The following is a 25,068-nucleotide window of genomic DNA, read 5'->3' as shown; positions in this document are numbered from 1 at the left end:
TTCTCTCCACCAGTTAACTGGGAAAACAAGTTTCCGTCTGTGGGTGAGACAAATTTTTTCGCTAAACTCCGAAATAAATTAGTGCTGCAGTTTGTCACAAGACTTGATATGTTAGAACAGTCAAAGTAGTTTTGTAAAAAGCAAAGATGAATCGATTTGACCGTCAGTTGTGGCAGAGATTTATTGCTATCGCTCAGCCTTACTTTTATCCTTTAGAGCCTGGGGGCGGCCGAATCTTTTTGGGATTAGTGACGCTGTTGTTGATATTTCTGTTCGCTGCGATGTTTGTGGCTGTCAGTGTTGTCAGTTTGGGTGCTCAAGTCTTTTTTCCAGAGGCTTTTAACGGGGTTGCCGCTGGCTTAGCTACTTTGATTAAAGGGATTATCTACTCACCGACAATTGCGATCGTTGGTTTAATGCTAATTCTCCCGCTGGCTGCTTTTGTCTTTTTCAGAAGCAAGTTGATACCGCGCTGGAAGCAGTGGATAATGTTAGCTCTGCTGCTATTTTTGTCGCTATCCGTTAGCGGCATTAACGTAGTAATTAGCTACATAGGTAACTTTTTTACGACATCACTTGCTGAAAAAGATCAGAACACTTTTTGGCGGTTTATGTGGGTTTATGCTGGAGTTTTCATCATCGGTACTCCGATAGTAGTTATTTACCGATATACCCAAGATAAACTGGGACTATATTGGCGAGAGTGGATGACGGATAGTTTCCTGGATAGATATTTTCAAAACCGCGCTTATTACGAAGTAAATTCTCAGAAGGAAATCGACAATCCCGACCAGCGAATCGCTGAAGATATCAAATCCTTCACTAGCACGAGTTTAGATTTTTTGCTGCTGATGTTGGGAGCAGTTATTGATATTATTTCTTTTACGGGCATTCTGTGGTCTATTTCTAAAGGTCTTTCGATTGGACTAATCATTTATGCTGTCTTTGGGACGGTAGTAATGGTAATTTTTGGCAAAAGATTGATAGTTTTGAACTTCAATCAGCTCCGCAAAGAAGCTGACTTTCGGTATGGATTAGTCCACATTCGCGACAATGCAGAATCAATTGCTTTTTACCGGGGAGAAACGCAGGAATCTGTCCAAGTAAAAAACCGATTCTCAGAAGCAGTTCGGAACTTTAATTTACTAATTGGCTGGCAACGAAATCTGCAATATTTTACATACAGCTATAAGTATGCAACTTATATTATCCCATCTTTATTTCTGGCTTCTATCTACTTTGCAGGTGAGATAAGATACGGCGATATTACTCAAGCTGAATTTGCTTTTCGTCAGGTTTTAGAGGCATTTTCTTTGGTGGTCTACAAAATTGAAACTTTGAGTTTATTTGCAGCGGGAATTAATCGTCTAGCCACGTTCAATGAGTCTTTGAAAAATGAAATAACTCCAGTTGAAGTCGAAGTCAGAACCATTGATACAGTTATAGATTCCCAGTTGTTACTGGAACACGTCACCTTAGATACTCCCAAACATCAAAAGACTTTGATTAGGGATTTGTCGGTAGCAGTGCAGCCCGGTGAAGGACTGTTAATTGTCGGGCAAAGCGGTGCTGGGAAGAGTTCTTTGCTGCGGGCAATTGCGGGTTTGTGGGACTCGGGAACGGGGCGTTTGGCGCGGCCGGGATTGGGGGAAATGCTGTTTTTGCCGCAGCGTCCTTATATGATTTTAGGTAGTTTGCGATCGCAACTTTTGTATCCCAATACCAGCAGCGAGGTTAATGAGGAAAAATTGCGCCGCGTTTTGGCATCAGTAAATTTAGCAGATTTGCCAGACAGATTGGGCGGTTTTGATGCGGATTTAGATTGGAGTGAGATTTTGTCGCTGGGAGAACAGCAACGTTTAGCTTTTGCTAGATTGTTATTGACGGAACCTAGATACGCTATTTTGGATGAGGCGACAAGTGCTTTGGATTTGAAGAACGAGCAACATTTATACGAGCAGTTGCAAGCCACTAAAACTACGTTTGTGAGTGTCGGCCACCGAGTGAGTTTAGTGAAATATCACCAGCAGGTTTTGGAACTTGTGGGTGATGGGAGTTGGCGGCTGCTTTCTGCCCAAGAATACCGCGCTAGTGCGACAATTTTTGGCTGATACAGCGTTGCTTTCAAAAATTGTAAATTTACCCGGTCTTTGGTTGGCGGTGGGTTGTGGTGCGGTTGGAGATTTATGGTTGGGTGCTATAAATTAAGCGCCGCGCCTCCACTCTACAATAGGTTTTACGGGTAGGGAAATAGCAACACTTAATGCCGCTCAACTCCCCGTTCCTCATACCATCTTAGATTAAAGAATTAAAGAATAGAAGAATAGAAGAATTGGGAATGACTGATTGTGTATTGGTTTGGAGCTTGCCTACAGTTGCATTTTTTTAAACAGGTCTCACAATTGATAATTGGGTATAAATATCTAAAACTGCCCAAACAACAAAAAGCAAGCTGAACGTTGGTAGATTCGATTCAATTGCTCGCCCGCGAGAACTCACACAATATAATAGAAGATAGATTTTTTTAGTATAGGCGAGATTCCTACCTTGACTACTCCGATTCCTCAAAACTTTGTGCAAACGATCGCCAAACAGCGCGGCGTCACAGATGCCGAGTTAGAAACTGTGTTTATGGCTCTCGACGGTCAATCTACGGCGACGATCGCCACAAAGCTTGGCATTAGCGACATCGCCGTTCGCAAAAGACTCGGCGAAGTTTACAAAAAGTTTCAGATCGGGGGGAACGGCCCTGGAAAGCTTTCGGAATTGAGGCATCAGTTGCTGTTTTCATACCACACCGATCAGGGAACAAGCGATTTTAGTCGAGGTAAAGGCTCTCTATTGAAGATGGCGAGCCTCTCCGAGGGCTTCGCTAACGGACACCGACAGGAAGATTGGGGCCAAGCACCGGATGTTTCGGTTTTTTACGGACGGACTGAAGAATTAACTACTTTAAAGCAGTGGATTGTATCAGATAATTGTCGCCTGGTAGCACTGCTGGGTTTGGCTGGTAGCGGCAAAACAACTCTGTCGGTGCAGTTGGCAAAACAGGTACAAAATGAGTTTGATTTTGTGATTTGGCGATCGCTGCGATCGGCACCAGCACCATCCGACTTCCTAGGGAGCTTAATTCAACTTTTTTCTAACCAACCAAAACCCGATGTACCCATCGACCTCAACAGCAAAATTTCGCGCTTGGTCGAGTATCTGCGGAAACACCGCTGTCTGGTAATTTTAGACGATTTTGAAGCAGTTCTCAGACCCGAAGAATTAGCGGGACACTACCGGGAAGGCTACGAAGGATATCGAGATTTAATTGTGCGGCTGTGTGAGGTCAATCACAATAGCTGTTTACTGCTAGTTAGTTCGGAAGAACCTACGGAACTGGCTTTGCTGGCGGGAGAAAAAGTGCGGTCTTTAAAACCTGCTATTTCCGAGGAAATAGCGCGGAAAATTTTCCAAGAAAAAGGTTTGTCGGCTCAAGATCGAGAGGTGGAAATCTTGTTGTCCCGGTACGGAGGCAATCTTTTAGCATTAAAGATTGTAGCGACAACAATTAACGAGTTTTTCGAGGGAAATGTTTTAAACCTTTTGGAAGCAACGGCGTTATTTATTGAAGAACATATCAGCAATTTGCTGGCGCAGCAGTTCGATCGAATGTCGAGTTCCGAACAAGATATTGCCTACTGGATTGCTATTGCTCAAAGCCCGATTTCCCTGGCCACTTTACGAGAGCAGATGTTGGCCAATTCATCGCTTTCAGATTTGCTAAAAAATCTCGATTCTCTGGGTCGTCGCTCGCTGATTGAAAAAATTAGTGAGGGCGGGGAAACTGTTTTTATGCTTCAGCCTTTGATCGTGCAATATGTGACCGACAGATTAGTCGATCGGATTCGAGCGGAGGTTTTGGAGACGGTTAAGACCCAAGGAATAGAAAGAATGCGGCTGTTGAAAACTCACAAATTGAGCATCAACATTGCTAAACGGAAAGGGGATAAAGGCGAACCCAGTAGCTCTATTTTAGCATTATTAAAAAATCGGTTGCAACTGTTGTTTTTGAAGACGACAGGCTCTGAAGAACCGCTAAATATCTTGAATAAAGTTGCCTCTGAACTGGAGGATCAATCGATTCTTGAGGTGGGATATGCTAGGGAGAATCTGGCGCAAATTATTTCAGAAATTCAGCGATAAGAAAAAAGCGATCGCCCTTTGACAAAAGCGATCGCCCAATTTTCAACAAAAACAGAATTCGATAAAATTATTTGACAAGGCCAAAAACAGATGCAGATTCAGACCCGGTAATTTTGCCCAAAGTCGGCACTTTTGGAGCTTGGGCAATTTTGGGAACCAAAAATCCCTTCGCATAAATCTCAGGATTGTCTTGAGCAATTTGGATGTAAGATTGGCGGACTTCTGCGTTCACCGCCACAGTCTTCGCGTCGTAGACTTGCATCGCCATGTTGGGATAAAAACCAATGCCGACAATCGGTATCAAAAAGCAAAATGCGATCGCCACTTCCCGAGGTTTAGCATCAATAAACGGTGCATCACCAGGCAAAACGCAACTATTACCAAAACAAACCGCTTCATCCAGATTGTTTCTCTGATTCTGCAAATTTAGATCCTCAAGGTCGCAAGCCGCTAGTGTTCCACAGTTGTAAAATAACTGTCGCAGCATCGAGAGCAAATAAATCGGGGTCAAAATCAGTCCCACAGCAGCCAGGAACACTGTCACAGCCCGGAAAGAACTGCTGTACATATCGCTAGTTGCGACGCCCACAAAAACTGACAATTCGCTAGCAAAACCGCTCATTCCGGGGAGTGCCAAAGATGCCATCGCGCCTGCGGTAAACAAGGCAAACACTTTCGGCATGACTTTCCCAATCTCGCCCATCTCGTCCATGATCATTGTATGGGTGCGATCGTAAGTAACGCCAGCCAGGAAAAACAATACTGAGGCGATTAAACCGTGGGAAATCATTTGCAACAGCGCCCCGTTGATTCCCAAATCCGTGAAGGAAGCAATACCCAACAACACGAATCCCATGTGAGAAATCGACGAATTCGCTAAGCGGCGCTTCATGTTCGACTGGCCGAAGGAATTCAGCGCGCCGTAGATAATATTGACCACGCCGAGCACCGCCATAATGGGTGCAAAGTAAACGTGTGCTTGGGGAAGAAGTTCCAAATTCAGGCGAATCAGTCCGTATCCGCCCATTTTCAGCAATACGCCGGCCAGAATCATCGAGACGGGAGAAGATGCTTCACCGTGGGCATCAGGTAGCCAAGTGTGGAAGGGGAAAATCGCCAGTTTCACACCGAAGGCAATTAACAATCCCGCATAAAGCAGTAATTCTAAACCCAGTGGGTAGTCCTTCAAGCCTAGTTCTACCATGTCGAAGGTGGGGGTGCCTCCGCCGTAGAATGCCATTGCTAAGGCAGCTATCAAAATAAAGATGGAAGCGCCTGCGGTGTAAATCAAGAATTTGGTAGCTGCGTAGCGGCGGTTTTGTCCGCCCCAAATCGAGATTAGCAGGTACACCGGAATTAGTTCTAGTTCCCAGACAATGAACAGCAGCATGATGTCTTGGGCGACGAAAACTCCTATTTGTGCGGAGTACATCACCAGCATTAGGAAGTAGAAGAGTCGTGGCTTGCGATCAACTTCCCAGGCTGCAAAGATTGATAGTGTCGTCACCAATCCCGCCAACAATACCAACGGAACTGACAGTCCGTCAACGGAAACAGACCAGTTGAGGCCTAAAGAAGGTATCCAGGGATATTGTTCTACGATTTGGAAACTAGAGATGCTTGGATCGTAATGAGTCCAAAACACCCAGCACATTAATACAAAATCTGCAATGCCTACGCCTAGGGCATACCAGCGAATGGTTTTGCCGTCTGTATCGGGCACAAAAGGGATGGCGAGGGAAGCTAGGAGGGGTAGGATGACAATTGCGGTCAGCCAAGGAAATTGATCCGCTACCATAGTGAGAATAAATACTTAGTTGGAAGTTACCAAAATTATAATACTAAATTTTATTAAAACTTAAGATTTATTCATAAATATTTTTTATATCCAGACAAATTCGGATAAAAATATCACGAATTGCTACATACGTCAATTGATTTTCGATTTTTGATTTTCGATTCAGGACTTACGCACAACAAAATATAGCGTTTTGTAGGTGCCATCTGGCGGGGATTGAGCGTATTCTGGTAGATGGTTGCGTAAGCCCTGTCTATTAAGGGCGATCGTAAATTAGCTTTCAATCAGCGTTCAATCTGGATCAACTCCCAATTCGCGCAACTTAGCCGCCAATCGTTCAGCCCTTTGCCTTTCCTGGTCAGCCCTTTGACTTTCTTGCTCAGCCCTTTGCCTTTCTTGCTCAGCTTGTTCTGAACTCCACAGCAACAAATTACCTCGATCATCCCACCAACGCAGCCAGTTCATGGTTTGTCCCAACCTTTCCCCCGACCAAATCCCGAGATATAGTTCCAGTTGGGGAATCCACACCCGCCCCTGCTCATTGGCTGAATGTAAAACATACCGCCCATCTTGCAAATAGCGCACTTCTAAAATACCTTCGTAGGGGTCATAAGTGACATAAGTAGGTACTTGAAGAATCTGTTCGTAAAAGTGGAGTTTTCCATAGGGCGGAGTTGCTCTGACCGATAGTTCTCCTCCCTCTGCTTCTGAGAGAAACTCCATCACGATCGCCACATTAGCACCATCAGTATGAGGAGTATAACTACGGCGAATTACCCCCTCTGCTAGAGGATGCACTTGCGGCACATAAAACCAGTCTGGAGCTTTGACGACAATGTTTTTATTGATAGTTGCGACTAGCCCCAAATTAGAGCTAATCAGCATTTCTGACTGAATAAGTCCTGCAGCTCCCAGTGCATCGGTGAGACCAGCGGCGAGAGAAGGTTGTTGAATATTTTCCACCGGATCGTCGGGTAATACGAAGTTAGCTGGTAGGGGTTCCCAGGTGACGGTTGGTTTGGCTTTGATAGACGGGGCTTCGAGTACCATTGTATTAACCCTCAACCAGCAATTTTTGTGTAAATTTATCTATATTAACTCAAGTTGCGAGTCATTGTAAAAACAAAGAAGGTTGAAAACTGATATAAGTATTCAGAGCGATCTAGATAAAGTCAAAAGCCGATCGCCAAAAGATGCAATTAAAGTACGATCGACTAATTGCGAGATCCATTTTTCCGGTATACCAGATTCTCCGTAAAAAGCCCCCGCCAACTGTCCGTAAACCGCACCAGTTGTATCCGCGTCTTCGCCCAAATTCACAGCCAACAAACAGCCTTCAGCAAAAGAAGAACTGTTGTAAAACGCCCAAAGTGCCGCCTCCAAAGACTTGACAACATAACCAGTACCTTTGATTTCAGGAGGTTGTCGCAATTTAAAAGAACCCGCCGCAATCTCATCAATCTCTGCTACCAGGGGATTTTCTGCCCAATATCCCGAAATCGGACAATATCTTTCCGAAAGCAACACATCTTTAGCAACTCCATTCACAGCCCCCGCAATTAAAGCACCCAAATAACGGCAAGCATCCACACAAGTAGCAGCAGCGTGAGTAGTTCTCGAACTTTGTCCAGATTTTTCTATGACTTCCAAAGGATTTGTAGCATAAAACAAAGGCACGGGAGCCAAGCGCATAATCGAACCATTGCCAGCAGTCCCAGCATCGGTAGAACCGCAGTAAGGTTTTCTTGTATCTTCAAACTTCCAAAGTGCTTGTTGAACTGTATTGCCAATATCAAAACATTCACCAGTGCTGCTCAAATGTCCCTCTCGCTTCCACCGCAAATATGTTTCTAACTGATGGACTGGATCGAAACCTTCTTTCTCAATCAAACTTTCAGCCAAACAAAGCGCCATCGAAGTATCGTCCGTCCACTCGCCCGGTTGCAATCGAAACGGGCCGCCGCCAACCATATCGTTAATAGGCGCAAACGTTCCAGGGCGACAGAACTCTAAAGTTGTTCCGAGAGCATCGCCAACTGCTAAACCGAGAAGACTGCCGCGATAATGTTCTATTTGCTGCATAACGTAATTGACAATTAATAATTAGTAAGCCTAGAGACTTCAAAATTATTTCTATCTGCATCTTATCTGCGTGTATAACAATCGATGCCCAACTTGTCAAGTTCTCTCTTTATCTCTTCTCTTAATTTTCTTTCTCTGTGTCAAGAGCGCCCTCTGCGGTTCATTAAAACAAAATATCGTTCACAATCGATACCAAATTTGTGAACTTCTCTCATTCTCTCTTCTGAACTCTTAATTCTCTTTCTCTGTACCCTTTGCGCTCTCTGCGGTTCATTAAAACAAAATCTTGTTCACAAACGAAAGAGAATTGCCCTAGCTGTCGTTAAAAATAAAAAAACAAGACTTTTCCTCCCAAATGCTGAGGCAAAAGACGAGTCAGGCTAATATTGATGTTAACCTGTCCCTACCCGATATCAAACTGTCCCATGACACCCGATGCCTCCGCAGCCGCTGCTGCCGCCCCTCAATCAACACCCGAAGTCAGCTTGGAGCTGCAAGTCCGACTCAAAACCGAAGATGGACAGCTACTGTTGCTACTCCCCCCCGAAACCAATAACGAACCCGCAACAGCCTCCGCCTCGACTTGGACTGAACTTTGGCAGCAGCTAAAAGTCAGGCTGAATGCAGGAGAACGCTTTTGGCAGCCAAACGCAGAAGTACAATTGATGGGGAGCGATCGACTTTTAGATATCCGCCAACTGCAAGAAATCGCCGATGCCCTCTCCGAAGTAGAACTGCAACTCAAACGAGTCCACACCAGTCGCCGCCAAACCGCCGTTGCTGCTGCTACGGCAGGCTATTGTGTAGAACAGCAGCCTCCGGTTTCTTCCCTGAATAAAGCCGCCGCTGAAAAACCTCAATCGCTGGCGGAACCTTTATATTTGCAGATGACAGTGCGATCGGGCGTAGAAATTCGCCATCCAGGCACCGTCGTACTTTTGGGAGACGTAAATCCAGGCGGATCAGTCATCGCCGGAGGCGATATCCTAGTTTGGGGCCGTTTGCGGGGAGTCGTGCACGCCGGTGCCGGTGGCAATACCAAAAGCGTGATTATGACCTTGCAGATGGAACCGATGGTGATTAGGATTGCTAAGTATGTTGCCAGAGGCCCAGAAACCTCACCCGCTCAGTTTTTCCCGGAAGTCGCCTATGTGACGCCTCAAGGGATTCGGATCGGTAGAGCCTCTGATTTTGACAAATCGCAGTTAGTCGGGGGTAATGAGTAATCGATAATGGGTAATTAGGAATTAGTAATGAGTAATTGGTAATACTCTTTCTCTTTCAGCCTGCACTTGATAATTTTTGCCTAGGCTAAATCAGTCACTAAAAGACGATTTAAAATTTAAGTGCAAATTCATAGAGAATTAGTAAAACAAGGAGAGTTGTGAGTTTATGAAGTAGGGGCAAAGGCTTTCGCCGTGCCACTACGGCGGGGGAGCGATAAGCGGGTGTCCTTCATAAACGTGGAATCTGCTGTTATTCAGTGAATTACAGATTACTGCCAAATTACCAAAGAATAATTGCTAATTATCAACCAAGAATAATATCAATTACCCATTACCATTCCCAATTACCATTCCCAATTACCAATTACTAATTCCCAATCACCAATTCCCAATAAATCAAAAATCGCTTATGGCTCGCATTATTGTTGTTACATCAGGGAAAGGCGGGGTAGGAAAAACCACCTCCACAGCCAATCTCGGCATGGCTTTAGCTAAACGGGGGCGGAACGTTGCCGTAATTGATGCCGATTTCGGTCTCAGAAATTTAGACTTGCTGCTGGGCTTAGAAAATCGGATTGTTTACACGGCATTAGAAGTTCTCGCTGGAGAGTGTCGGTTAGAGCAAGCTTTGGTGAAAGACAAGCGGCAACCGCGCTTGGTGCTGTTGCCGGCTGCCCAAACTCGGATGAAAGATGCCATCAGCGCCGAGCAAATGAAGCAGCTTGTGGGGATGTTGGGAGCAAAATACGACTATATTTTGATCGACTCTCCTGCTGGAATTGAACAAGGTTTTCAAAATGCGATCGCGCCGGCTCAAGAAGGGATAATTGTCACTACTCCCGAAATCGCTGCTGTCCGCGATGCCGATCGAGTCATCGGCCTGCTGGAAGCCAACAACGTCAAGAAAATCAACCTGATCGTCAACCGGATCAGACCCGCAATGGTGCTGGCAAATGATATGATGTCGGTACAAGACGTGCGGGAAATCCTCGCCATTCCGCTGTTAGGCGTCGTTCCCGACGACGAGCGCGTCATTGTTTCCACCAACCGAGGCGAACCATTAGTATTGTCGGAAACGGCCTCTTTAGCTGGAACTGCCTTCGACAATATTGCCCGCCGCTTAGAAGGCGAAAAAGTTGATTTTCTAGATCTCAATCCCCGTCGCGAAAACTTCTTTACTCGCCTCCGCAAGTTCTTAAATACTAAAATTATGTGATGTGCTCATTGGCGATCGATCTTTAACAGCAGCGACCGCATCACAAAAACTACCCCAAATTTTCCCCCAGTGACAGCAGTTCCCAAAAAGAATGAAACTGTAGACCAGCTCCAAACCAGACGGGAATCAGTGATTCCCCTATCGAAAATCGAAAATCGAAAATCGAAAATGGTATGACCTTTTCTATGCCTAACCCTTGACAAACCCGCCCGACCCATGATATATACACTTCTCGAACGACTTTTCCCGCGCACCCCTGACAACAGCCGCGACGAGGTAAAACGGCGCCTCAAACTGGTTCTAGCCCACGACCGCTCAGAACTCAGCCCAGAAATGGTTGAGTCGATGCGCCGAGAAATTCTAGAGGTGGTATCTCGCTACGTGGAAATCGATACCACCGGGTCTGAGTTCTCGCTGGAGAGCGACCAGCGGGCCACAGCACTAATTGCAAATCTCCCGATCCGGCGAGTCAGGCTCGAACATCCACCGGAGAAGGTTCCCCAGAATGTGCCCCCGAATCGATCCGAAAATCGACCCGAATATGTACCGGAGTATGTAGTCGAAATTCTCCCCGACACTATAGAGTGATAGGGATTGAGATTTTATTGTCAGGCAAAGAGTTCGATTCGAGCCGATCGCCATTTAAATTAAACTATAGCAACCGCTTTCCTCGGTTAGAAAATAGACTACAATTAGTCGCCAGTTTTGCAGATCGATCGCGCCGACTTTTGGCTCCAAACTGTACATTTATACCTCCTTCATCAGGTCATCCCAGCGATCGAGTTAAATGGCATGAAGAAAATCGAAGCTACTCAAGCGTTGGGAATCCGTCGCAACACCATCGACGCCACAAGTCGATGGTATTGCAGCACAGGAGACTTCCAAGCGGAGGGCCTTGTGGAAACGCCCTGGTAAGGGTCACTTGCATCACAAAACACGGCCAAGTTCCGAGAGTTTGTCAAAATACACAAGCACAATAACCCAAGCTGAGATTACACAACTGTGGGAGGCAGGGCATGATTGCTTTGTACTCACACCCAAAAAATAATTAAGAGTTGTAATCCCTATTGACATCGGCACAGTTAGCTAATATTCTTTTATTTAAGATTAAAAATTCTACAACTATTTCCAGCAAAAACTTAATAAAGTTTTCCAGTCCGCGCCTCCCTCCATAACCACTTCTAATAAAGAGGAAGATTGAATCATGGCAGTATCTCTGACCAAAGGACAACGGGTATCGCTTGAGAAAGTTTCACCCGGTCTCTCAGAAGTATTCATAGGACTGGGATGGGACGTTAAAGCTACAGACACGGGTTCTGACTTTGACCTAGACTCATCATTGTTCCTATTAGGTGCTAATGAAAAATTAATTTCTGACAATCACTTCATTTTTTATAACAATCTCACAAGTCCAGATCCAGACAAATCCGTGCAGCACATGGGAGATAATCTCACGGGGGCCGGCGAGGGGGATGATGAAGTTATCAAAATCAACCTCAAAAAAGTGCCTAATGATGTCCAAAAAATTCTTGTAACTGTAACCATCCATGAAGCACAGCAACGCCGTCAAAATTTTGGTCAGGTGCAAAATGCCTTCGTGCGGATCGTTAATGCCCATACACAACAGGAAGCTGTTCGCTATGACCTTGTAGAAGATTATTCCATAGAGACAGCACTGATCATGGCTGAACTTTACCGGAAAGACGGTGAGTGGCGTCTCAATGCAGTGGGAGCCGGCTATCAAGGTGGTTTACAAGCATTACTCGATCGCTATAGCTAAAAGGTAAAACACATGGGAATTAACCTACAAAAAGGACAGCGCATTTCGCTTTCCAAAGAAGCGCCAGGGCTAACAAAACTGATCTGCGGATTAGGCTGGGATGTGGCGAAACGCTCCGGTGGAGGTTTGTTTGGGGCTTTTAGCAGTGCTCCAGATTATGACTTGGATGCCTCAGTGATTTGTTTAGATCGAAATGACAAAGTGAATGATATGACCAATATCGTTTATTTTGGCAATCTCTCCCACCGTTCAGGAGCTATTACGCATCTAGGTGATAATCTGACTGGAGCGGGAGAGGGAGATGACGAGCAAATTCTCGTCGATTTATCTCGAATTCCCTCGCAAATTGTCAAACTGGTTTTTACAGTTAACATTTACGATTGCATTGCACGCAAGCAAGACTTCGGACAAGTTCAAAATGCGTTTGTGCGTTTGGTTAATACGTCTAATAATCAAGAACTCGCAAAATATAACCTATCAGGTTCTGAATACAAAGGCATGACGGGGATGCTCATGGCAGAAATCTACAAGCATAATGATGAGTGGAAAATGGCGGCGATCGGTAACGGTGTGAAGGTTAATGGGTTGCAGGAACTTGTGAAAACCTATGCTTAACAACTCCTTCGGTACATAGATGCTCCTTACTTCTTGGAATCAGACACAGAATCAATGTCTCTGTACGATCGCCTCGACTTAACCAAACACAATCGCAAGCTAAAACTCCCCCTCTCTCAACGCCTAAACCTGACTAAAACCCCCAAACTCCGCTGTCACGGCTGTCGTTCCCGTATCCAGCCTCAGTGGGAGTTTTGCCCTTCCTGTGGAAAAGTTCTAATTGATAATGATAGCGATTTTCGCCGTTGTATTTGGATAGATGTATCAGGAATGGATGTCGCACCCGAAAATAAAGAAGCGATCTTTTCCCTACTGATGGACGCCTTCTCCAAACTCTACGGCGCATTTAGAAGCATCAAAGTATTTTTGACCTCTGATTCCCCCGATCCCAAAGAATGGGGCGAAGACTTTACCCATGTTTATATATTCGCGGACAACCAGCCGGTTGACTATCTCGGCGTGGCTAGCTTCAAGTCGGGAATGGTTACAGATCGGGCGATTATTCGGATTGACCAAGTATTCTATGCTTCCTACAATGCCAGCCTTAGTGTCAATCAACTATCTAACTTAATTGCAAATACCATTGCCCATGAAATAGGACATACACTAGGACTCGATCATTCTGCACTTCCGACCGATGTCATGCACAATGGACTGGTTCATACTGTTCATAGCTTAATGCCTCCCTCATTTCATGCAGAGCAAATAAACTCAATGAACAATGCTATTCGCAGATATAAAGCCTTGAATAATTGATTGGCCCGAACCAGGAAATAGCTGAATTTAGAGGTCGAATTCCCCAGGATTAATGCCTACAGCATGGCAAGCTTCTTTGACAACCTTCTTTTCATCTTTGTCAAAATTACCATCTGCACCACCGATAATAATGCCAATTTGGATGACTGCACGACCTTGATCTAGTTTTTTATTAAGTTTCCCTATCGCTTGGATAGCCTCAATTTTACCAAAATCGAAGTCTTGTGAGAGCTTCTCACAATAAAAATCAAATTTTTGCTTTAACTCCGACGCCGGAAAAATTTGGAGTGTTTTATTGGAAATTATTAGAGTCGCCGTTTTTTGTCTTTCCTCGGTATTGATAGTGCCATCAGCAGCCGCAATCAATGCACATATTGCCATTGAGGCATCAGCAAAATCATTATTTTTAAACTTGGAAATATTGGTTTGCAGAGAATCATTGATTTGTGATACGTTCTGCTTTAATTTCTCCCAGAAAGTCATTTTTTATCCTGTTTGGTGAATGAGATATGATGTTTATGACCGGAGCCACAGTAATCTAAGCTGCTCTTAACTTGCCAAGCAATTGCCAGACCCCGTAAGATCCTTAACTTTATCAATTACACTCCTGTAGTGTATCATGGTTCTTGAGGTTTTAGATTAATCAAGTCAATATTCATAACTAATCGCTCTTTCACAGGTTTTTTCGTGGCCTATCTTACTTAATAACTAATCGCTCTTTCCAGAGGATCTTGTAACTGAAGTTCTAAGGGTCGGTCGGAGCGAATTTCTAAACCAGGTAACTCCTGTTTGACTAACATTTTTTCGCCTGTTTCAGCAGTTGCCAACGGCCAGAGTACCCAGCGGCTGCCTAGGGAAAGAGTGCTTAAAGTTGCAGAGTTTTGAGTCAGCCAAATTATCGGCAGTTTCGGCCGATTCTCAACCGCATCTTCCCCAGCATTAACCGCCGCTAAAGTTTCCAAAACTACCCGGTTCCCCGAAACGAGTCCAGTCCCGGCCGTCCAAAGTTTGACGTTTAACAGGCGCTTGCTAGCATAGAAGTAAAGAGACGCAGCTACAGTCACGGCTCGTTCAAATTCTTCTGGCTGCCACGCCGCAGCGCTGTCGAGAGCAATAATAATTTCTTGACCGCCGGCTGCAACTTCTAACTCTCTCACCCGCAGTTCTCCGTAGCGGGCGCTGGTGCGCCAGTGAATCAGGCGGGTGGGGTCTCCGTGGCGGTAAGGTCTCAGGTTGCGGGTGAGGCCTTCGGTAGCAGTTTGCGATCGACTGCGATTGTAAAATTGTGGGCTGTCTTCTTGACCGATGCGATCGATCAAAGGACAAGTGCTCAACGGCAAAACTTGTGGATACACAACCGCCACCGCTTTGACTGGGCGGCTGCGCCGGCACCAAAACAACCCTAAAGGTGCCGCCGTCCTCAAGTTTACCTCTTGCCACCGATAGACCCCGCGCTGCCGGACTTCTAGATAGTATGTATCCCTGTATATACTGTTAGGCTCTATGACTTCGATCGGGCGGACGACAGGTTCTCCCAATACAAACGGCAAGATGTCTAGCACTTGCAACAGAGTCTTAGGTTGGCGGGCGCGATTTTCGATTTCTAGTTCGACGGTGATTTGATCGCCCGCACTCACCGGTTCGATCGGGCGGCGACGGACTTCCAAGGAACGGAGCGATTTTCCAGGCAAAACCGCCGCTACTCCCAACAGCGCCAAACCCCCACCGCTGAGCACGTACAGCCACCCAGACATTGTATTAGTCGCCGACCCAAAAAAGAAAACCGTCATCCCCGACAGCAGCCAACCTGCGTAGGCAGGGGTAACAGCACGATTTTCGAGCCAGTCGGCGATTTTGTGACCGATGTTCATAGGAGTTTAAATTGTTAATTACTCGATCGTCCTATCAAGCCTAATTGTAAAATATTCTCAGCATTTAACACCGAATTAGCTGCGAGCGATAAGATTAGAAATCGGGCATTTTTTCGCAATAAATCACATAGACCCCGCCCAAAAAAGGATACAAGCCCCCGACACTCGGTCAGGGTCGATCCCCAAATTTTAGACTCTAGTTCCTGCTCCCAGATTAATCTGTGGAGAAAATCTAAAATCTAAAATCTAAAATCTAAAATAGACTGACTGGAGACAAAAAAATGAACCCATTAAACAATCGTACACCCCTTCGACCAGAGGCTCAAGCCCGCCGCACACCGCCCCCGCCCCCGCCCTTGGCTGCAACTCCCGCGCCGCCTCCTGCACCCGCGCCGAGTGCGCCCCCTCCGGCCCAGCAGCGGTCTTCTGTTGAGACACCCGTCAGTACGATCGAACAAATGGTCAGAGATGCCCATAGCGCAGGAGCTTCCGACATTCACATTCGAGTCGGCCAAGTACCTCGATTTCGGATTCGCGGCGTGATGCAAGTAGCAACCACCCACCCTAAAGTAACGCCAGAAATTTTTGAACATTACCTAGCTGAAATTCTCACCCCCGAACAGCGAAAACAGTTTGCAACTACCAAGGAATTAGATTCAGCAATTTTTTACCCTGGCTTCGTGCGGTGTCGGCTAAACTGTTTTGATTCCCTCAGCGGCGGTGCGATGGTATTGCGGTTGATTAGTTTGGAAATACCTACTATCGATTCCTTGAGGTTGCCAGAAGTTTTCAAAAGTATCATTTTGCGATCGCAGGGATTAATATTGGTTACTGGGCCTACAGGTTCGGGGAAATCGACAACCGTAGCTGCGATGATCGACCACCTCAATCAGATGGAGCAAAAGCACGTAGTTACAATTGAAGACCCGATCGAATTCATTCATCCCTCTAAAAAATGCTTGGTCAGCCAGCGGGAAGTCGGCTTGCATACCCACGAGTTTCAGCAGGCTTTGCGCGCAGTTTTGCGTGAAGATCCCGATGTAATTCTAATCGGGGAAATGCGCGATCGCGTTACCATCAATACAGCGTTGCAAGCAGCTCAAACAGGTCACTTAGTATTGGGAACTCTCCACACTCGCAGTGCCATTAACGCTATTAACCGATTGTTGAACCTCTACCCGCCCGAGGAACAACAGGCGATGCGGATTCAAATTTGCGATTCTTTAGTAGCGGTAATTGCCCAACTTTTGCTGCCCACAGTTGACAACCGTCGGGTAGCAGTTCACGATATTTTGGTGAATACACCTGCCATGCACGATTACTTGATGAAAGGTGCGGATGATGAAGCTTTGCGATTAATGGAACATGATACTTACGAAGGAATGCAGATTATCAACCAGGGTCTTTACAAACTGGTGCTTGAAGGCAGAGTGACGATCGAAGAAGCCGCCAAAACTTCTCCCGAAGCCAGCGATTTAGACCGTCGCTTGCGAACAGGAGGCTACGATGTTGGGGACGCTCGTGGCTTTGAAGGCAGCAAAAAAGAACGCATTGTTCGCGCCTAGTAGTAGCACACATACAGGGGTAGGCACAGCAGGACTACCCCACCCCTCAAGTAACAAGATTTTTAGCAGACGGAAATATTTTGCTCGGGGCTTTTCTGCGTATTTTTACTTAAAAGTCAACTGTATTTAGTAACAAATAATACATTTTAATTAAAGAGTAAAATGCTATAATCAATATCGACTGTATTGTTAAATTTTTTAAACGTAGACCCTACTTTACATAAACTTTAAAATTGCGTGAAAACTCGCAGGTGATTGCAAAGAAATAGTAAAGATATGTTCCGAGTATTGCCAACAATCAGCAATTTAAGTATATAGTTGTAGTGACAAATTTTGGACAGAGAACATTCGGACTTGGCCGATATTTGCCGATGGCAGAAGTAAGCAGGTTAAAAAAGCGCTTAATAAAACTACAAGCAGAGCAGATCGCGTCTCTTTCCGATTAAGTAGCTTTCTGTCTAAAAAATTCTAAAACCAAGCAGACTTTTAAAGATTCGGCCCCTCGAAAATTTGTTTAACAAGTCGCTTATCAGCAAAAGTATTTCTAGAATTTAAAGGAGCAAAAAAAGTGAAGAGTGCATTTAACCAAAGAGAAGTTTTTGAAGGTGCCAGCAAAGCGGAAATAATTGAGCGCATCCAGCAGCTAGTTCCCCCGGGTTCCCCGGAACCGCAAGATCCTGAAATCCTCGCGACCTTAAAAACTCTCACCGCACAGCTAATCGCAGCCTATCAAGCCGACGGACAATTAGAAAGCGAACCTTTTAGCGACGTGCGCGATCGCACTATTCACCTATACGCATCCGCAGTCAGCAGCCAAATCAAAGGAAAAACCATCCTCATCACCGGTGGAGAAGGATGTGTCGGTCGTTTCTTAATCGAAAAACTCCTCGAATTAGGCGCAACTAAAATCATTTCCGCAGACAATGCCCGATGTCAAAACCCCGAAGAAAATCTCCCGCTTTTTAACAGAGAAGGTGCAGTCACTTTCTATGCCGCCGACATTCGCAACTTCGAGGCGCTAAAACACATATTTGAGGTAGAAAAACCAGAAATTGTTTTTCACCTAGCAGCTCAACGCCAACCCGGACTCGCTGAAATCAAAATCCGAGAAACAGTTACAACCAGCCTGTTAGGATGTAAACACGTCATCCAACTCTGCGAAGAATACGGCGTAGAACACTGCATCTTCTCTTCCACAGGCAAAACATCTCGATATTTTACAACCGAAGTTTACGCCGCCTCGAAGAAGTTTGCCGAATGGCAATTTGCCAAAGCAGCTCAAGAAGGAGATGTCACTTACGGGATGGTTCGCTTTACTCATATGTTGGAAAATAGCTTGTTCTGCGAGCAAATGTCCAAAAAAGTAGAGCAAGGTAAAACTGTCAACGTTCACGCTCCCCACCGCTACGTAACTGCTCAAAATCTTTTTGAAGCCGTACATTTATTGCTGAATTCTCTGGTTGTGTCCGTTCCCGGAAAACTGAAATTTGTTGCCGTAAGTAATCTCGGGTGGCCGACAGAAACTTTGGAAGTAGCTCTTTATAAAATTCTTGAATCAGGCAAAAATCTGCCGATTTATTTTCAAGGACTTTTGCCGGGATATGAAGAACCCTTTTTTCTTGGACAATTTGACTGGAAAAAGCCTACAGACATTCACCTCTTAATTAATGTTTTGGAAGATCCTTTTAGAAGTGTTAACGATACGGGCGACATGGTGAGTGTTGAATTAGCTCCTTTTTCTTTGCCCGTCTTAGATAAACAAGTGTCGAAGCTGGAAAGCTTAATCATCGATCCAGATTTCCCCGAGGTGCAAATCAAGCACGCTCTTGTCGCAGCGGAAAAAGAAGTGATTGCTTCCTCTTTTGCGTGGAGTGCCCCTGAAGAGTTGTTGAAGATTTTGCAATGGGGAATCAATCCCAAGAAATTGCAAGGTTACGGAACGGAAATCGCTGACTATAGCGAGATTATCCAACTCCTCCTGCAAGGAATCTGCGGGCGGCTTAGCCAAGAAGTATTGCACAGTGCTGGAGTTACGGCAGATGAGTTTGATGACTTAGTTGAGAGTCTTTCTACCCTGGATGTGATTCAAGCAGAAGTGGGATATTTGCGATCGCTGTCGAGATATCTCAGAGAATTTGCACCCCCCGCACAGTTCACCACCAAAAAATCTGAACCTGTTGCTATCCCCGATGCAGCTTAGCTTGAACATAGTTTTGAGTTGGGAGATGGCTTCCTGAGTGCCCACCCACAGGGGATGAATGAATTCAACATCGACTAAGTGTTTAGTTGATTAAAAATAGCAAACGCAGAAACCAGGTTTCTAAAAGAAACCTGGTTTGTCCAGTCGGGAGGTGGTTGAGTTTAATTAAATTTATTTACTTAAGATTGTCAGAATCGACAGGAGATAATATTATATTATGTCTGCTCCAATAACCGCGCTTCAATTAATTGGTAGTGAGGACGCCAGTCCTAATAGTTTTATAAATGAATTCATCACTACAAAGGTTATAACGGTTCTTTTACCGGAGATGATATGATACTTAAGATAGGCTTGCTCGCTGAGTTATTACAGGTGCAATTTTATTACATGAAATGAACGAACGCAACAAATTAAATTAAGGTACTAGATATTGTGGAAATAAATCAGCTACCGTTCCTATTGATTGATGTTGTGCTATTGGCGATCGCCCTGATCCTTCTAATTCCCGTTGCAGTTCTATTTCTAGAATGCAGTGCAGCTTTCTTGTCCCGCCAGGGCGAGACAGCCGAAACTAAAGCACCCCGCCCCAAAGTAGCAGTTTTAATTCCCGCTTACAACGAAGCAGCAGGAATTGCCGCCACCATCTCCACCATATTGCCGCAGCTAACACCTCAAGACCGCCTGTTAGTGATTGCTGACAACTGCACGGACGCCACGGCAGAAATCGCCCGTAACTGCGGTGCAAGTGCGATCGAGCGACAAGACACACAACGCAAGGGCAAAGGATACGCACTGGATTTTGGCTTGCAGTCGATCGAATCAGACCCCCCCGAAGTAGTCATCATGGTTGACGCAGACTGCATCTGTCAGCCCGACTCTATAGAAAAATTAGCCCGGGTTGCAGTTGCCGAACAAAGACCAGTGCAAGCAACTTATCTCATGGAACAGCCACCAAATCCTACTCCTAAAGATTCCATTTCTGCTTTAGCATTTCTCGTGAAAAACTTAGTTCGTCCCAGCGGATTAAAAAAGTTAGGATTCCCATCATTACTAACGGGTACTGGCATGGCTTTTCCCTGGTCGATAATTCGATCGGTTTCCCTAGCTAGCAGCAATATTGTTGAAGATATGCAGATGAGTTTGGATTTGGCGATCGCCGGACACCCAACAGTATTCTGCCCCGAAGCAAACGTCACCGGGTGTTTGCCACAGCAGCAGCAAGCAGCTAAAAGTCAAAGAACCAGATGGGAACACGGTCACATACAGACATTGTTAACTCAAACTCCCCGGCTGACAGCAGCTTCTTTACAGCAAAAACGTTTTGACTTATTGGCGATCGCCCTCGACTTATCCGTCCCTCCCCTATCGCTTTTAGTCGCTATCTGGCTAGCTGCTTTTGCCGTCTCCTTACTAGCAGCAATTTTGGGAACATCCCCAATTCCCGCTGTCATTTTAGCAGTACAAGGACTGCTAATTTTACTTTCAATTGTCAGCGCTTGGGCAAAATTCGGGCGTGCCAATATTTCTGGCTCAACTCTTTTATCCGTACCTTTTTACATCCTTTGGAAAATCCCTTTGTATCTAGGTTTTATCCTGAAGCGGCAAACTAAATGGGTGCGGACAGAACGCGATGTTTAGTATTCGGTAGGGTGCGTCAGTCAGATAGTTGAGAGTCAACTCAAAAATCTAGTTTCTGACGCACCTTACGACCCATAATATGTAATATAAGTAACTTTTTTGAGTGCCACGACTCATGTGTTTGAGTGGGATGGTGTGCCGAACTTGATCCACAAAAGGAGATTCCCACGGGGAGTAAGAAGGTTGACATAGATGATAAATTTGCGGTAGTTTTAGGTTAAACAAAGTATTATACCGGCTCTGCGATACAATTATGAAAGCTGATTCAAACTCTCGTACTGGAAGAATTGGTGTTGCCGGAACAAACTTACTCTTTGAGAAATTAGGTTGGATCTTTCGTGAGCAACCTATAGAAGACTATGGTATCGATGCTCACGTTGAAGTGGTTGAGAGTAATACAGCAACAGGTAAATTAATTGCACTTCAGATCAAATCTGGGAAAAGTTGGTTTAAGGAGAAAACCACTGAAGGCTTTGTTTTTCGTGGCAAGACAGAGCATCTAGAATACTGGCAGGAACACTCATTACCTGTCATGGTTGTTTTATATGATGATGAGGAAGAAATTGCTTATTGGCAGGCAGTTAATAGTAGTAATGTCCAGAAGACCAATAAGGCATGGAAACTTATTATCCCTTTTGAACAGCAGATCAATATTCTATCGCTTAAAAAAATTCAAGAGTTTAGTAGAAAACTTACTGCGACTAATGGTTACACAATCCTTTCATTTCGGGATCTTAGTCATGGTGGGGCAAAAAGATATTCTGCAAACATTCTTCTAAGCAAGGAATATGCAAAACCCGATATGATAGAAATTGTCAGAAAAATTACTGCTGAACTAAAATCTAGCGAATATTATAGAAACAACGAGGTAAAACTACACTGGAAAGGAAAAGAAGCTCAAGTAATTTGGCTATTCTTGTATCTTTCTCTAGATGATGTGAGTTCTGCAAACTGGATTTGTAGAACTGAGTGGATTAGTAAAAAATTATCTCCCAAATTTTTACCTACAAAGCTAGATGGTGAACAGATTGATGATGAAATTGTTATTGACTGGAACAAAAGCTATGGAGAGCTTGCGACTATTTTTGATTCGTTTAAAGTAACGAAGGAAGCCTATCTAGATTCTATGAATTGCATCTTGAGTAACACAAAACTTATTGTTGATAAAACGATCGAATTCACAGATATGTTCAATCGGAAGCAGCTAATTGAAGCTAATTATCTAGATCGTATGTCACAACTATATCCAGAGATAGAAAAGTTATATCTTCAGGTGGATCGTATCGGTTCAGCCCCAACTGAATGTAGTGATTTGAGTCAACGCTTTCAAGGCGTGATGGCTTTTGCACACAACATCGTCTTGCCTTTTTCTGAGAAAGGGCTAGAAATCTGGGAAAGAAGTAATAGAAACTATTTGGTAGGTCAAGCTATTAAGAATTATCAAAAAGAACTGCTTCGACTAGAATTTGAACTTGAGAAGATTCACTGATAATACAAAAAGACTTCGATTGCCAATAAATCCGTTGGTGGCGAAGCTAGCTAACAACCCGGTCTGAGCTGACTGCCGATAGATATTGGTGCTGTTGTAAAGGTTGTTTGCAGCCGCTCAATTGTTCGGTTGGGCTACATTTCACCGATGGTTGAGGCACGTAGTTTCGGTGATATCTGTCAGTTTTGCGCTCGCCCAGCAGTCCTCTGGTTCGCAGTTTTCAGGTAATAAGTGAGTTTTGCGATCATCTTTTCTATGCTTATTCCTAATGCAGAGAATGCGGTCGTTGACATTCGTAAACTGCGTGGCTACTGCCTCAATCCAGCACACGACGATGGCAAGCACAAAGCACGGCTTTTCTCGTCAATTGTTGGAATGACGGCTGACAATGGTGAGGAATTGCGCCAGATTTTGGTTGAAGTCATTCCAACTAACGAAGCTGAGTTAGGAAGGCCAGATGAGTTGGGACAACGCTACATACTAGATTTCTCGATTCAATGGCAAAATAGAAGTCCAACCCTTCGGAGTAACTGGATTATTGAGCATGATTCAGAGATTCCGAGATTAACAACCTGCTACCCTCTATAGTGCCTGGAGGTGATAAGAGTGGCAAAGAATACAGTCAAATTGCTAGATGTTGTTGGCTTAACTGTTGACCTTCCTGAATACAACCTGCGGCGCGGACAAGTTAGGACAGTGGTTGAACTGTTGGCTGATGGTGCAGCGTTTGAGGTTGAATTTAGCGATCGCAACGGACGCACTTATGAATCTCTCGGATTGCCAAGAGAGAAAATCATGGTGTTGCACTTCCAGCCAGCATCACCTGATATCAAGCCTGAGATAGTTACAGCGTAAGCAGGACTACTCTTGAATCAATGAAGCTCTAAGCAGTAAATGCTAGAATTACTTAAAAGCTCTTGAATAGCTTCTTGTCCAGAGCGGATCAGAGTTTCAACTTGATTGGTGGGTGGGTTTCCACATCTTAACCACACTACTTTCGGTGGAGAACTATACAGCCGACTTCTTTCGGTAAAGTCTGCATCTTGAGTCACAATACAGAAATGGTTCAACTTAGCAAAATCCCAGATTTCTGTATCTGTTTTCTCTGCTAACCCATGCAACTAAACATGACTAGCATTAGGGAAAATATCAGCCAAGCGAGTAACTAATTTTCGGCTCAGATTTGATCGAATAGGAGTTTCAACCAACACTCACCGAAGCAACTAAACGACGATCGCGATCGGCCACAAACTCTAGACAGGCTCTAATGTCTGTTTCTGTCAGTTCTGGGAAGTCGTCAATAATCTCAGTAAGAGAAATTCCCGAAGCCAGCCAGCCAAGAACATCGTAAACAGTAATCCGCATCCGACGAATGCAGGGCTTGCGACCTCGCTGCTTATCCGGCTCTATGGTGATGATGTCGCGATAGCTCATGATACACGTAAAGTGTTTGGATCTACATTATAGAAAAACATATCTGAAAATAAAAACAAAAAATCTGAAGCTGGAAAATTCCAACTTCAGACTTTTACTAACTCCCCGGGTAGGATTTGAACCTACGACCAATCGGTTACACTTATCCCAACGTTTCCGAAGGGCGCGGACTATTTCATCATCCCTACAAATCATGTTTGTGATCTGTCGTCGGATGTCGGGCGCTATGAGATTTATTGGTTAGGCTCCTCATCTCTAGTCTCTGCACCTTCCTGGCTACTTGCGATCGCAACCGCTGCCTTTCGCCAGACTTGGCTCAAGATTGCCGCCACCCGAAGTGCTGCGGTTTCCTTGAATTCACCCGATTTTTCAGTACCCGTTACCGGATAGAGCTGCTATGTCACTGGAGCTTTTGGTTGATTCCAAAGGCTTGCATTCATTACAGCCGACCGCTCTGCCACTGAGCTACCGAGGATTGGGGGTTTTTGTTACCCACAATTACTAACAATAGCTGAACTTACTCGATTTGGCAAGGCCTTTGACAAACTTTTTTTTTGTCAGACAGCGAGCGGGTTTCAGCAGCTAATGCAGCCCCATTCTCAACTTGGCGAGGCGCTGCTGGGATTCTGGATCGAGGGAATTGGCGAGAAAGCGACTGGAATTGTGTTTGCGGGATTTGTGCTGGCGCTCGCTGCGGCGGGCGGTGGATTCTACGTCAGCCGCTAGTTGTTCGGCGGACATCCATTCGGCACCGTAGCCGACTACGGTCAACTGCTGCGCTCGGTCTGATGTGGCGACAATCATGCGGCCTTTGCCCTTGACCGATCGCAACTCGTAGCGCAAACTAGCACAAGATTTTTCAATATAAGTATCTGCTGTCTGACCGAAGTCAGTGTAGTGCACCGATAAATTTTTAGTAATAATTTCTTTAACGCCGGGAGTATCTCGATAGTGCGCGTCAAACACCAGTCGAGCCTCAAAATCTTGAACAGCGCTGTAGTTAACTAAAACCTCTATTAACTCGCGGCGAGCTGTTTCGAGTTCGTCGCGATCGCGCTTCTCTCGGAGTCGAGGCCAAAGTCCAATTATGTTATAGCCGTCTACAAGTAAAACTGCTTGTGATACATAGGGTGACATGGTTCAAGGCTGAAGAGATCCAGCACGTATAGGACATTATTTGCATTGTTCATCAAAGCTTTTGTTCAAT

22 protein-coding genes are annotated in these 25,068 nt (G+C 45.0%); 14 read left to right on the top strand and 8 right to left on the bottom strand.

The window, feature by feature from the left end; translation table 11 throughout:
* Window positions 1-146 precede the first annotated feature (146 nt).
* Window positions 147-2,111 (top strand): ABC transporter ATP-binding protein/permease, encoded by a 1,965-nt coding sequence (locus tag QUA62_RS14535; protein ID WP_333404904.1) that lies wholly within the window; start codon window positions 147-149, stop codon window positions 2,109-2,111.
* Window positions 2,112-2,547: 436 nt separating this feature from the next.
* The gene (locus QUA62_RS14530) at window positions 2,548-4,191 is read left to right on the top strand and encodes an NB-ARC domain-containing protein (RefSeq protein ID WP_333404902.1); all 1,644 of its coding nucleotides are present in this window, start codon (window positions 2,548-2,550) and stop codon (window positions 4,189-4,191) included.
* A gap of 67 nt (window positions 4,192-4,258) precedes the next feature.
* Here the strand turns inward: QUA62_RS14530 and QUA62_RS14525 are convergent, their stop codons facing one another.
* The 3 genes from QUA62_RS14525 to QUA62_RS14515 form a co-directional block, all read right to left on the bottom strand.
* Window positions 4,259-5,989: an NAD(P)H-quinone oxidoreductase subunit 4 gene (locus QUA62_RS14525; RefSeq protein WP_333217294.1), complete on the bottom strand. Its 1,731-nt coding sequence runs from the start codon at window positions 5,987-5,989 to the stop codon at window positions 4,259-4,261.
* A gap of 291 nt (window positions 5,990-6,280) precedes the next feature.
* Window positions 6,281-7,039, bottom strand: coding sequence for a Uma2 family endonuclease (locus QUA62_RS14520; protein ID WP_333404900.1), 759 nt, complete (start codon window positions 7,037-7,039; stop codon window positions 6,281-6,283).
* Between the two features lie 102 nt (window positions 7,040-7,141).
* Window positions 7,142-8,071, bottom strand: a complete 930-nt coding sequence (locus QUA62_RS14515; protein ID WP_333404899.1) for an ADP-ribosylglycohydrolase family protein — start codon at window positions 8,069-8,071, stop codon at window positions 7,142-7,144.
* 425 nt (window positions 8,072-8,496) lie between these two features.
* Here QUA62_RS14515 and minC point away from each other — a divergent pair, with 425 nt between their 5' ends.
* The 6 genes from minC (at window position 8,497) to QUA62_RS14485 (ending at window position 13,664) form a co-directional block, all read left to right on the top strand.
* The gene (minC, locus tag QUA62_RS14510) at window positions 8,497-9,297 is read left to right on the top strand and encodes a septum site-determining protein MinC (protein ID WP_333288918.1); all 801 of its coding nucleotides are present in this window, start codon (window positions 8,497-8,499) and stop codon (window positions 9,295-9,297) included.
* Between the two features lie 409 nt (window positions 9,298-9,706).
* Complete coding sequence (gene minD, locus QUA62_RS14505) at window positions 9,707-10,513, top strand: septum site-determining protein MinD (protein WP_006635273.1); 807 nt, start codon at window positions 9,707-9,709, stop codon at window positions 10,511-10,513.
* A gap of 216 nt (window positions 10,514-10,729) precedes the next feature.
* A complete protein-coding gene (gene minE, locus QUA62_RS14500; protein WP_445243823.1) occupies window positions 10,730-11,101 on the top strand; it encodes a cell division topological specificity factor MinE in 372 nt (123 codons plus the stop codon).
* Between the two features lie 616 nt (window positions 11,102-11,717).
* Window positions 11,718-12,293, top strand: a complete 576-nt coding sequence (locus tag QUA62_RS14495; RefSeq protein ID WP_333404897.1) for a TerD family protein — start codon at window positions 11,718-11,720, stop codon at window positions 12,291-12,293.
* Between the two features lie 12 nt (window positions 12,294-12,305).
* Window positions 12,306-12,908, top strand: a complete 603-nt coding sequence (locus tag QUA62_RS14490) for a TerD family protein (protein WP_333041586.1) — start codon at window positions 12,306-12,308, stop codon at window positions 12,906-12,908.
* Window positions 12,909-12,962: 54 nt separating this feature from the next.
* Window positions 12,963-13,664 carry a zinc-dependent metalloprotease family protein gene (locus tag QUA62_RS14485; protein ID WP_333404895.1) on the top strand — a complete coding sequence of 234 codons (702 nt, stop codon included), beginning with the start codon at window positions 12,963-12,965 and terminating at the stop codon, window positions 13,662-13,664.
* Window positions 13,665-13,691: 27 nt separating this feature from the next.
* On the opposite strand, the gene QUA62_RS14480 is transcribed toward QUA62_RS14485, so the two are convergent.
* Window positions 13,692-14,147: a TerB family tellurite resistance protein gene (locus tag QUA62_RS14480; RefSeq protein ID WP_333404893.1), complete on the bottom strand. Its 456-nt coding sequence runs from the start codon at window positions 14,145-14,147 to the stop codon at window positions 13,692-13,694.
* Window positions 14,148-14,365: 218 nt separating this feature from the next.
* Window positions 14,366-15,535 (bottom strand): DUF58 domain-containing protein, encoded by a 1,170-nt coding sequence (locus QUA62_RS14475; protein ID WP_333404891.1) that lies wholly within the window; start codon window positions 15,533-15,535, stop codon window positions 14,366-14,368.
* 281 nt (window positions 15,536-15,816) lie between these two features.
* Between QUA62_RS14475 and QUA62_RS14470 the strand changes: the two genes are divergently transcribed.
* From QUA62_RS14470 to QUA62_RS14445, 6 genes are all read left to right on the top strand, one after another.
* Window positions 15,817-17,100, top strand: coding sequence for a PilT/PilU family type 4a pilus ATPase (locus QUA62_RS14470; RefSeq protein ID WP_333404889.1), 1,284 nt, complete (start codon window positions 15,817-15,819; stop codon window positions 17,098-17,100).
* Between the two features lie 568 nt (window positions 17,101-17,668).
* Window positions 17,669-19,300, top strand: a complete 1,632-nt coding sequence (locus QUA62_RS14465) for a polysaccharide biosynthesis protein (protein WP_333404887.1) — start codon at window positions 17,669-17,671, stop codon at window positions 19,298-19,300.
* Between the two features lie 432 nt (window positions 19,301-19,732).
* A complete protein-coding gene (locus tag QUA62_RS14460) occupies window positions 19,733-20,938 on the top strand; it encodes a glycosyltransferase (protein WP_333404885.1) in 1,206 nt (401 codons plus the stop codon).
* Between the two features lie 253 nt (window positions 20,939-21,191).
* Complete coding sequence (locus QUA62_RS14455; protein WP_333404883.1) at window positions 21,192-22,427, top strand: DUF4365 domain-containing protein; 1,236 nt, start codon at window positions 21,192-21,194, stop codon at window positions 22,425-22,427.
* Between the two features lie 231 nt (window positions 22,428-22,658).
* Window positions 22,659-23,015: a DUF6883 domain-containing protein gene (locus QUA62_RS14450; protein WP_333404881.1), complete on the top strand. Its 357-nt coding sequence runs from the start codon at window positions 22,659-22,661 to the stop codon at window positions 23,013-23,015.
* 18 nt (window positions 23,016-23,033) lie between these two features.
* Window positions 23,034-23,282: a DUF4926 domain-containing protein gene (locus QUA62_RS14445; RefSeq protein WP_333404879.1), complete on the top strand. Its 249-nt coding sequence runs from the start codon at window positions 23,034-23,036 to the stop codon at window positions 23,280-23,282.
* A gap of 17 nt (window positions 23,283-23,299) precedes the next feature.
* Here the strand turns inward: QUA62_RS14445 and QUA62_RS29375 are convergent, their stop codons facing one another.
* From QUA62_RS29375 to QUA62_RS14435, 3 genes are all read right to left on the bottom strand, one after another.
* Window positions 23,300-23,497: a DUF5615 family PIN-like protein gene (locus QUA62_RS29375; RefSeq protein WP_445299664.1), complete on the bottom strand. Its 198-nt coding sequence runs from the start codon at window positions 23,495-23,497 to the stop codon at window positions 23,300-23,302.
* Between the two features lie 130 nt (window positions 23,498-23,627).
* The gene (locus QUA62_RS14440) at window positions 23,628-23,861 is read right to left on the bottom strand and encodes a DUF433 domain-containing protein (RefSeq protein ID WP_333404877.1); all 234 of its coding nucleotides are present in this window, start codon (window positions 23,859-23,861) and stop codon (window positions 23,628-23,630) included.
* Window positions 23,862-24,443: 582 nt separating this feature from the next.
* Entirely contained in the window at window positions 24,444-24,998 is a 555-nt protein-coding gene (locus QUA62_RS14435) for an NYN domain-containing protein (RefSeq protein ID WP_242722119.1), read from the bottom strand.
* Between the last annotated feature and the right edge of the window lie 70 nt (window positions 24,999-25,068).

Origin of the sequence: Microcoleus sp. MON1_C1 (assembly GCF_036701945.1) — a bacterium.
Lineage (GTDB): Bacteria > Cyanobacteriota > Cyanobacteriia > Cyanobacteriales > Microcoleaceae > Microcoleus.
This window is presented reverse-complemented; position numbering and strand designations above follow the sequence as displayed.